The organism is Mesorhizobium sp. M0938, assembly GCF_040319125.1.
Taxonomy (GTDB): Bacteria; Pseudomonadota; Alphaproteobacteria; order Rhizobiales; family Rhizobiaceae; genus Mesorhizobium; species Mesorhizobium robiniae.
Genome location: NZ_JAMYNS010000046.1, coordinates 1 through 6853, shown reverse-complemented (window position 1 = coordinate 6853; position 6853 = coordinate 1). Strand labels below are relative to the sequence as shown.

At 61.1% G+C, this 6853-nt stretch carries 6 protein-coding genes and 1 pseudogene; 2 read left to right on the top strand and 5 right to left on the bottom strand.

Annotated elements, in window-relative coordinates; all coding sequences use genetic code 11:
- Positions 1 to 277: hypothetical protein (locus NKH73_RS32435; protein WP_352939580.1), on the bottom strand; the 277-nt coding region annotated here is incomplete at its 3' end.
- A gap of 1080 nt (positions 278 to 1357) precedes the next feature.
- Between NKH73_RS32435 and NKH73_RS32430 the strand changes: the two genes are divergently transcribed.
- Positions 1358 to 3130, top strand: a complete 1773-nt coding sequence (locus NKH73_RS32430) for an F-box protein (protein ID WP_352939577.1) — start codon at positions 1358 to 1360, stop codon at positions 3128 to 3130.
- Positions 3131 to 3467: 337 nt separating this feature from the next.
- Here the strand turns inward: NKH73_RS32430 and NKH73_RS32690 are convergent.
- The 4 genes and pseudogenes from NKH73_RS32690 to NKH73_RS32410 form a co-directional block, all read right to left on the bottom strand.
- Positions 3468 to 3725, bottom strand: a pseudogene (locus NKH73_RS32690) (IS110 family transposase); the annotation flags it as partial.
- Positions 3726 to 5110: 1385 nt separating this feature from the next.
- On the bottom strand, positions 5111 to 5641 hold the full coding sequence (locus NKH73_RS32420) for a transposase (RefSeq protein ID WP_352939574.1): 531 nt from the start codon (positions 5639 to 5641) through the stop codon (positions 5111 to 5113).
- Positions 5602 to 5898 (bottom strand): hypothetical protein, encoded by a 297-nt coding sequence (locus NKH73_RS32415; protein WP_352939572.1) that lies wholly within the window; start codon positions 5896 to 5898, stop codon positions 5602 to 5604. The genes NKH73_RS32420 and NKH73_RS32415 overlap by 40 nt, the downstream gene beginning before the upstream one ends.
- Before the next feature lie 378 nt (positions 5899 to 6276).
- The gene (locus tag NKH73_RS32410; RefSeq protein ID WP_352799886.1) at positions 6277 to 6525 is read right to left on the bottom strand and encodes a hypothetical protein; all 249 of its coding nucleotides are present in this window, start codon (positions 6523 to 6525) and stop codon (positions 6277 to 6279) included.
- A gap of 96 nt (positions 6526 to 6621) precedes the next feature.
- Between NKH73_RS32410 and NKH73_RS32405 the strand changes: the two genes are divergently transcribed.
- Positions 6622 to 6853: hypothetical protein (locus tag NKH73_RS32405; RefSeq protein WP_352939570.1), on the top strand; the 232-nt coding region annotated here is incomplete at its 3' end.

The following is a 6853-nucleotide window of genomic DNA, read 5'->3' as shown; positions in this document are numbered from 1 at the left end:
CAACCTCCACTATCTCAGGGTCCGGCTTAGTAACCGGCGTGACCGCGACGTGAGGCGGCTGGCTGCCCTCTAGGGATATTTCGGGGTCCGGCTTAGTAGCCGGCTTGGGCACCTCGGTCTGAAAACTCGTCTTGCCATTGCGGCCCTTCCAACCACCAATCTCAGCACCATGCTGAGGACCAATGCCTGGATGCGGATTCATATCACGCTTGTCTTCGAAATCACGAACAGCACCTACCGCAGGGACCCAAGCGGATAACGTGGGAAGAGCATTCACTGACGATCCCACATTGCGAACTGGACTCCGGGCACCCAATCTTTTCGTGTTCGACAAAGCACAACGCAAGATCCAGACCAGTTTGCGCAGCGGAATTTACGTTCGTATTGGCTGGGATTCGTTCCGTTCGCAACAGATTGGCGGACATTCGGCATGCCCACTTTCGGACAAAAGGAGAGATCCATATGTCGAAGCGGGCAAGCAATCGCGGAGCCCGCAACTTACCTTGCCGGATCGCTCCAGCCAGCACCATCGACACAGCGTTCGACTTCGACTATGGCCGACATCCCACCACGGCAGGCGAACTCGCCGAGGTCGCTGGGCAGAAGGAGCGGAACCTTGGCCCGCGCGAAAGACGCTCTGACGCCGGTTCTTTCAGACGAGCCAGACCGATCTCGGCTATGTTCCGGAGGGTCGGCCGCTGATCGAAGAGCTTTATGTGCCGTTTGCAAGCTCGTCGCGCGCATGCCGGATCGGCCACAGAGCGATGAGATGGGTCTCCTGCACAGGAAATCGTCACCGACCGGAATCAACAATGGATACTACATACAATCGATCCGAAATCCGAGTAATGAACTTCAACCAGGCTCCAAACGGCGCGGGGCAACGCCGCAGGCAGAAGCTTCGCCGAGCCAGTGCCGACATCCACGCCGCTGACTAAACAGGTAAAGTCGATTCCCCTCGGCACGGGAGCTCTCGGATCAATGCCGATCGTTTGAAGCGGTACGTCTTTTGCGGGGATCCATCTTGATGATGAAGACGATCCGACACCTCGGCTGATGCCGCCCACAACCACCGGAGCGCCCCCGATGAGCCATGATGCTGAACAGTTCCCAGGTGCGCACCCCATCAGTGCACGCCGATATTGGGCAATCATTGGCGGGCCGCCTGGAACTGGCGGTCTCATCCGGTCTTCTTCGACAGGGCAGCTCATGGTCGACGATGGAAAGGATCTTGTCCGATCGAGTAATCGCGGACTCAACCTGGTCAAGCCAGCGACGTTCTAGGAACTGCCGATCCTTGATGCTTCCGCTGCGCGACAATCACGATGATCTCAAGATGTATCCATAGGAGGTGAATATGAGGGGCATTGAGGAGCGTGGCAAGGCGCCCATCTCGGCATTCAACGCCATCGAGCGTGATATCACGGACGATTCTCTCATCGGACCGGCGGCTGGCGTTGAAGGACCCGGTGAATCATCCTGTTCTATAGTGGAGCAGACGCGCTCTGAGCCTCAAGATCAAGCGTCTCCTCCTCTGAGTATCCTTGATCTGCCGCTGGACATGCTCGTTGAGATTGCTGAGCGGCTCAGCCCGATGGATCTGCTGAGGATGTCGCACACAAATCAAGAGCTGCGTGTCGCCGCGATGATAGTCGCAACGCCTCAAGAAAGGCGAATCCAGGTTCAGGCCATCTGGCACAGGCTGATGCAACTCCAACCCGGCCCGCAGCCGCTGACGTATCCCGTCGTGATGGAATCACTCGCGCGCAACTTCAATTGCCTCACCAGAGTGCAGCAGGAGCACCTCGTCGCGCTAGTCGAGGGGCTTGAGGACCAGGACCATCGCGGCTCGGCACTGCGAGCCCTCGGGACAGGCGTGGGAGGGCTTGCGCCCGAACTCCAGCAGCACCTCGTCGCGCTTGCCGAGGGACTGCTTCACCCCTGGAATCGTGCCACGGTCCTATGGGGCTTCGGAGAGGGGGTGACAGGGCTTGCGCCCGAGCTCCAGCAACGTCTCGTCGCCGTCGCCGAGAAACTTGCGCCGCACTGGTATACCCCATATACGCTGACGGGCTTCGGAATAGGCTTGGCAGGGCTTGCGCCCGAGCTCCAGCAGCGTATCGTTGCCCTCGCCGAGGGGTTTTACGAGCCCAGCCATCGCGCTTCGGCCCTGAGGGGCCTCGGAGCGGGCGTGGCAGCCCTTGCAACCGGGCTCCAGCAGCGTCTCGTCGACGTGGCCGAGGGGCTTCGTGACCCCGACGACTGCGCTTCGGCCTTGTGGGGCCTCGGAGCGGGCGTGGCAGCGCTTGCACCCGAGCTCCAGCGGCGTCTCATCCTCCTCGCCGAAGGGCTTGAGCCCAGGTCTCAGACCATTGCCCTGGAGGGACTCGGAGCAGGCGTGGCAAGCCTTGCGCCCAACCTCCAGCGACGTGTCGTCGTCCTCACCGAGGGGCTCGACCAGCCCGGGAACCGCGCTTCGGTCTTGAGGGGCCTTGGCGCGGGCGTGGGAGCGCTTGCACCCGAGCTCCAGCGGCGTCTCATCCTCCTCGCCGAAGAGCTTCATCCCTGGCGTCAGTCCTGGGCCCTGCAGGGCCTCGGAAGGGGGGTGGCAGGGCTTGCGCCCATCCTCCAGCAGCGCCTCGTGGTCCTCCTCGAGGCACTGGACGAGCCCGAAGATCGCACCGAGGGTCTATTGCGCTTCGGACGTGGCTTGGCAGCGCTTGCACCCGCGCTCCAGCAGCGGGTCGTCGCCCTCGCCGAGGGGCTCGGTCCGTCACAGTATCGCGGCTCGGCCCTGAGAGGCCTCGGAGCGGGTGTGGCAGGGCTTGCACCCGAACTCCAACAGCGTCTTGTCGTCCTCGCCGAGGGGCTCGACCGATCCACAGACCGCGTCGCAGCACTATGGGGCTTCGGAGCGGGCATGGCAGGGCTTGCCCTAGAGCTCCAGCGGCGTCTCGTCGTCCTCGCCGAGCGACTCGACCGCCCCATAGATCGCATCTTGGCTGTCCAAGCCCTCGGGGCAGGCCTGGCGGGGCTTGCGCCCGAGCTACGACGGCGCATCGCTGCCATGGCCGACGGACTTGCCGAACCGGATTATCGGGCTTTCGCCTTGGCGGCACTATTGCCTTAGGCAGCCATCCGAAGAAGGGTTCCGGCTTACGGACCGTCTTTGGCTCGCAGGAGATGACCTACTAACGACATATGTGCAACGACCACGCGGACAAGCGCTTTTTTAGACATTTCACCCAGCGGGATAGCGGTCACATGTCCGGCCGTTCAACGCGGTCTAAGACCGCTGGCCTCGATGAAATTCGCGATGCGAGAGGCTGATCTATCTGACGCGCTGTAAGCGCATTGTCGGCCGGCCTCCCTCGCATCGGAATTTCATCCCGTGGGTCATCGTCTCATTGTGCACCTCGCCTCTGTCCGGCGTGGCGCCGGCCAGTCCGTCCTGGTCGTCGTTCGGCTCAGGCGCGTGCTGCGGCCCTTGCCGCACCAGTATTTCGATATGTCCCGCCCTTGTTGAGCAGCGCCCAGATAATCCTCGCCATCTTGTTGGCGAGCGCGACCGCGACGACCTTGAAAGGCCGCCGCGCCAAAAGGGTCACTAGTGTCGTTTCCCTTAACGCGCAGCAAGACAGACGTCGCGCCACAAACGAGCAGCGAGCGGAGCGTCGGTTGCCCATTTTCGATATGCCGCCGAGCCGCTCCTTGCCGGCCGCAGTCGGGAAGATGGGAAGCTTCCAACGAGAACTGCCCAATGCGAACAAGAAGAGCAGTGTCGGCAGTAATCCTGCGCCTCGAACGCTCATCCTAACGCCGTTAAGCGTTGACCTCCGAGGTTAGCAGACCAACCCCGCAAAACGCTCCAAGAGAACAGCGCATGGAAGCGATACGAGATTGCAGCCTAAGCCTCGGGGCCGGACGTTGTTTCATATCAGCCCGGGTTGGGATGAAGCTTGCCATCCAGCAGTACCCGGTCAGGTTCAAGTTCTAACTTGAACTCCCAGTCGGGTGAGATCGTGATCAATTGGCAGCCTGACGCATGCGCGGTGAGTTTGACCGCGGCGAGGCATCCCCTATTAGCGGACTACCCGAACGTACGGCGCGTCGAGTGTTCGATGATGTGATCGCGCTCGGACTATTGGCGTCCGAAACGCCAAAGGGCCTTTTGTCCCTACGCTTTCCGGCGGACGCTCTGGACGCGCTGTTTCCGAAGCTTTTTCCGAAAACATAAGATCATAGGGCGCTCACGATCTTAAGTCGCTTCTCCTCGGATCGTAAAGATGATTTTCACCGGATCACCCGGAAGCGGATTCATCATTCCGCGTTCTGAGACGCGGGTAAAGCCGGCGCACTAGATGCCAAGGTCGTGTGTAGTGCTGCGAACGCTTCGGCAAATCACGCTTCCTAGATTGGCCTGTTAGCTTTGGATCTGATGGCATTGGTGTGGCGGCTTCGCGCTGACCACGGACAGAAGCATGATCCCGGCGATGAGATATCGTTCAGAGGGACTTGACGAACGAGGGCCCATTGCAGAAGTACTACGGTTGCGGATGTCGATGGCGTTTGTACTGATAGATGGTTGACGCAGCCTGATGCCGTGGTCGTCGCCATAGCGACCACGCGATGATGAAGGGCTTTTGCGTCGGTGGGAAGATAGGCATCCGGCGAGGAGATAGCGGATCTCGGGGACGCTCGGGACGAGTGCAGCCATCCGGATCACGCGGCGATTGGCTCCTTTGGACTCGTTTCGTTCGGTTTGCTCCATGCGCTGCGGCGAAGATCAGCCGGTAGCCTCGAGAGGAATGCCAGGGCGGCCATGCACAGGCTCATGTGGCGATGCCATCCGTGCCAGGACCGAGCCTCGCAATGATCAAGTCCGAGATCATCCCTGGCGCGCTCAAAGCACTCCTCGATCGCCCAGCGCAGGCCGGCCACTGCCGCCAATTCGGCCAAGAAGGAACAGGGCGGGGCGAAGACTTGTAGTAGGCTCTTTCTCCGGATGTCGATCGCTTGCGACGAGAAGCCAATGCTCGAAGCCGCCTTTTGACGTCCAAGGGCGGCGGATGCGTGCCCAGTCGTAGGGAGCCGAGGTCCTTTGGCGCCTTCACCTGCCGCATGACAGACCCAGTCGTCGTATCGAACTCCCTGGCCAGTTCCTCGGGCGAGGTTTCCTCAAACCCACGATCCCCTCCACGGCGCGTGAAGTGATCGCCTCGGACCGCAAAGACATAGGCTGCTCGCGAGCTTCCCGCATCCGTCGAAGGCTGCTGTCCGCCCCGTAGACAACGTCGCCAAAAACGTAAGCGCACGGGACGCCGGCATCGAGCGCCGCCTCGACCATGGCGGACGCCATCTTCGGCTTGGTTGCAAACTCGACCGTCTCCGGGATCGACACCCTGGCACATCGAGCCCGATCCTTTGTCCAGCTCTCCGGTACATAAGGCGACGATCGACCAGCGCTTGGCCGTAGCGGCTCGCGCAAGCCAAGAACACGCCGATCTCGGCTGTTCTCGATCCGACCCGCTGTTCCCGAGTACTGTCGCGCGACAACGGCGGAACGATCGCCGTTCTTCACAAATGCCGTGTCGTCGACGATCAGGACGCCATCCACATCGCCCAACGCCGTCCACCACATAATGGCGAACCCTCGTCTCGCAGCGTCCAGTGGTTGCGCCCCAACAGCGACTGCATCCGATAAAGCCGTGCCGCTCCGGACTGCTCAGCCATCAGCCAGCCTGTCTTGCGCTCAATGCCGGAAAGAAGGCCGTCGAGAAAATCTGCGCCCGTCTCTCGCAACTCACGACGAGGAAGCACCCGCCCAACCCACGCCTTCAGCGCTGTGAGCTCCTGCTCCCAAGCCAACAACGACCCTGACCACGAAGCGACAGACATGGTTCCCTCCTTAAGGCCCAGGGCATGAGGGCGTCGATGTCTTTGGAGGGCCGCGTGCGAGCCGGAAGCCGCCTTGCCCTTCGACTTCTCCTTTGCGACATGCCCTGATGAATTGCCAAGTCGGGCTGCAGCGGGAGACCTGTCCGGAGAACAGGATCACAGCGTTCGGTTGCATGCCCGGCAGTCGGACTCATTGTCGGGCTTCAGACAGTGTTGGGTATGAAACACTGCACTATCAAAACGATCATGTTGTCTAAAAACGGTTTTCTGGTTTGGCACGGCATTTGCTTCGTTGGATCAACAAATACCCTACGGCACGAACCTGCAGGAGTTCCTCTGTGACCAGCCTTAGGCAATCGCTACCGCAAGAGCGAGCAATTATGGTCGTTCCACCAAAAGCCTTCTGGCCGGCCGGCACATTTCGTCTGCGGCACACTGTAGAGCCATTTGCGAAAACGGACCGGCCTCAAGGCCGACACGCTTGTAGAGGCCGCCAATCGCAAACAGGGCGCCGATCGCCTCCAGTTCGGTCTCCACCTTGCCCTCTCGAATGACTTTACCAGCCGTTTCCATTACGCAGACGCTGGTAGTGAGAACGGAAACATCAAGACCGAGAAACTGTTCCATGGCAGACCTCCTGACCGGGTGACCGTTGAGCCTGCCCGGGAGACCGACCTCCCGCTACTCCCATGCAGGGAGGCCGCCGGAGCCCCTGAGGCTAGCATGAACCTGCACAAATTTGACCTATCCAATGTAACAGCTTGGCGGCAGGTGCAGCCCCCGGCATCTCAAGAGCAAGCGGCACAGGCCGGGCAAGAGGGCTTTGAGCAGCGCTCGGGCGAGGCGCGCCAAGCCGCTGCCCAAATTCCCGCCCCCGGCGTTCCGGCTCTGCCAGACCCGTTCCATCCTCATCCGTCTCAGGGAGACCTGAGCCTCATCGAAGCCGCGGCCCCAT

What these genes read in the sequence shown, in the direction of transcription:
- NKH73_RS32415 (WP_352939572.1), bottom strand. Translation starts at nt 5,898, where the DNA reads ATGTCTGTCGCTTCGTGGTCAGGGTCGTTGTTGGCTTGGGAGCAGGAG.
- NKH73_RS32410 (WP_352799886.1), bottom strand. Translation starts at nt 6,525, where the DNA reads ATGGAACAGTTTCTCGGTCTTGATGTTTCCGTTCTCACTACCAGCGTC.
- NKH73_RS32430 (WP_352939577.1), top strand. Translation starts at nt 1,358, where the DNA reads ATGAGGGGCATTGAGGAGCGTGGCAAGGCGCCCATCTCGGCATTCAAC.
- NKH73_RS32420 (WP_352939574.1), bottom strand. Translation starts at nt 5,641, where the DNA reads ATGTGGTGGACGGCGTTGGGCGATGTGGATGGCGTCCTGATCGTCGAC.